The organism is Micromonospora sp. AMSO12t (genome assembly GCF_008806585.1).
In the GTDB taxonomy this organism is placed as follows: Bacteria; Actinomycetota; Actinomycetes; order Mycobacteriales; family Micromonosporaceae; genus Micromonospora; species Micromonospora reichwaldensis.
On sequence record NZ_WAAS01000473.1, the window covers coordinates 1 to 2,038 of the forward strand.

Genomic DNA, 2,038 nt, shown 5'->3' on the forward strand with positions numbered 1-2,038 from the left:
GGTGTCCAGGTGGGGGGCCACCGTACGGGCGAAGGTGTTGCCGTTGCTCACGTCCCAGTTGACCGACCAGGTCATCGCGCCGCGGATGCCCGGGTAGGTGCGCGGCGGGCGGAAGCTGCCGCAGTTGGTGCCCCGGGCCAGGCAGTCCAGCGCCGCGTTGACCACGCTGGGCGCGACGATGCCGCCACCGGCCGCGCCGGGACCGGCCGGCAGGCCGAGGCCGACCTGGTCCGGACGCAGGCCGGCCTCCAACTGGATGCAGGCCAGCGCGACGATGAAGTTCACCGTCCCCTGGGGGTACGCGGCGTTGCGGTCGCAGCCCAGCATCGCCCCCGAGTTGTAGAACTGGGTGTTGACGACGGTGAGGATGTCCTTGATGTCGAGCGCCAGCTTGAAGTAGCTGCTGGCCGGGGACTGCATGTCGATGGTCTGCGGGGCCATCGCGATGATCAGTCCGGCGCCCACCTTGGCGCGCAGTGAGCGCAGCGCCTGGGCCATGTAGGTCGGGTTGAGCCCGTTCTCCAGGTCGATGTCGACGCCGTCGAAGCCGTACCGCTTGATCAGCGCGTGGACGCTGTCGCTGAACGCGGCGGCGGAGGCGGCGTCGTTGACCGCCACCCGGCCGGTCTCGCCGCCGACGGAGATGATCACCTTCTTGCCCCGGGACTGGAGGGTCCGGACGTCGGCGGAGAAGTCGGCGTCGGTGTAGCCGCCGAGGGCGGCGGACAGGCCGGGGTCGATGGCGAAGGCGACCGCGCCGGGGGTGGCGGTGGCGTCGGCGAAGGCGACCGCGACGACGTCGTACTCGGCCGGCACGTCACGCAGCCGCAGCTCGACGGCCGGGTTGTCGAAGTTGTGCCAGTACCCGGTGAGGATGTGCTTCGGCAGGCCGGTGTTCGGCGGCGGGCTCGTCGGGGGCGGCGTGGTCGGGGGCGGGGTGGTCGGGGGTGCCGTCGTCGGCGGCGCGGTGGTGGGCGGCGCGGTGGTGGGGCTGGTGCCGCCACCGCACGCCGTGCCGTTGAGCTGGCAGTTGGTGGGCGAGCCCGGCCCGGCGCCCAGGAAGCCGAACGAGACCGAGGCGCCCGGGGCGAGGCGACCGTTCCAGGACCGGTTGGTGAAGGTGTGCCGCTGGCCGGACGAGGTCAGCAGCGCGTCCCAGTAGCTGCCGAGAGTGGTGCCGGCCGGCAGGTCGAAGGCGACGGTCCAGCCGTCGACCGTGGACCCGCCGCCGTTCGTGATCGTGTACTTCCCCTCCCAGCCCGATCCCCAGTCGGACGTCCTGACGAAGCTGGCGGTCACCCCGGCGGCGAACGCGGGCATCGCCACCCACACCGCGCCGAGCGCCGCCACCACGGCTGTGACCAGCGAGAACACCAGAGATCTAGATCTTTTCACGACACCCTCCACACCCGGATGCCATCCATCGGCATCGACATTGACGCCTATTATTAGGAGTGTTAACTGTTTCTGTCCAGAGCAGGCCGACGGGAGCCCCCGGCAACAGCCGGGGGCTCCACGGGACTCAGCGGACAGGAGCGGGCTCAGCGGGCTCGGGGAAGCAGCGGGATCAGCGAGCTCCAGCAAGCCCAGCCGGCCCCAGCGGGCCGAGCAGGCTCAGCGGCGGAAGGTGAACCAGTTGACGTTGACGAAGTCGGCGGGCTGCCCGCTGCTGAAGGTCAGGTAGACGGTCCGGCGGCCGGTCGGGCCGGCGACGTTGCCGGGAACCGAACGCCAGCTCTGCCAGCCGCCGGTGTTCCCGATCGCGAAGCTGCCGATCGTCGGGCCGGTCGGGCTGTCCAGCCGGACCTCCACCAGGCCGCTGACCCCGCCCGCCGCGCCGGACGCGACCCGGGCGACGAAGTCGCGTGGCGGGCTGGCCCCGAACTCGACGTTGTCGAACCGCACCCAGTCGCCGTTGCGCAGTGCGCCGATGTTCTGCCCGCCCTCGGCGCACGCCTCGACGAGCACCCCGTTCTGCCCGTTGAACGACTCCGCCTGGATCGTCGCGTACGCGTCGCGCACCCCACCGGGCGGTGGG

Annotated in this window: 2 protein-coding genes; both read right to left on the reverse strand. The window is 71.6% G+C overall.

Translation table 11 applies throughout. The features are described 5' to 3' along the window. Window positions 1-1,395, reverse strand: a 1,395-nt coding sequence (locus F6X68_RS32375) for a chitinase (protein ID WP_151457793.1), incomplete at its 3' end; no start/stop codon positions are given. Between the two features lie 219 nt (window positions 1,396-1,614). Beyond that, window positions 1,615-2,038, reverse strand: a 424-nt coding sequence (locus tag F6X68_RS32380; RefSeq protein WP_151457792.1) for a carbohydrate-binding protein, incomplete at its 5' end; no start/stop codon positions are given.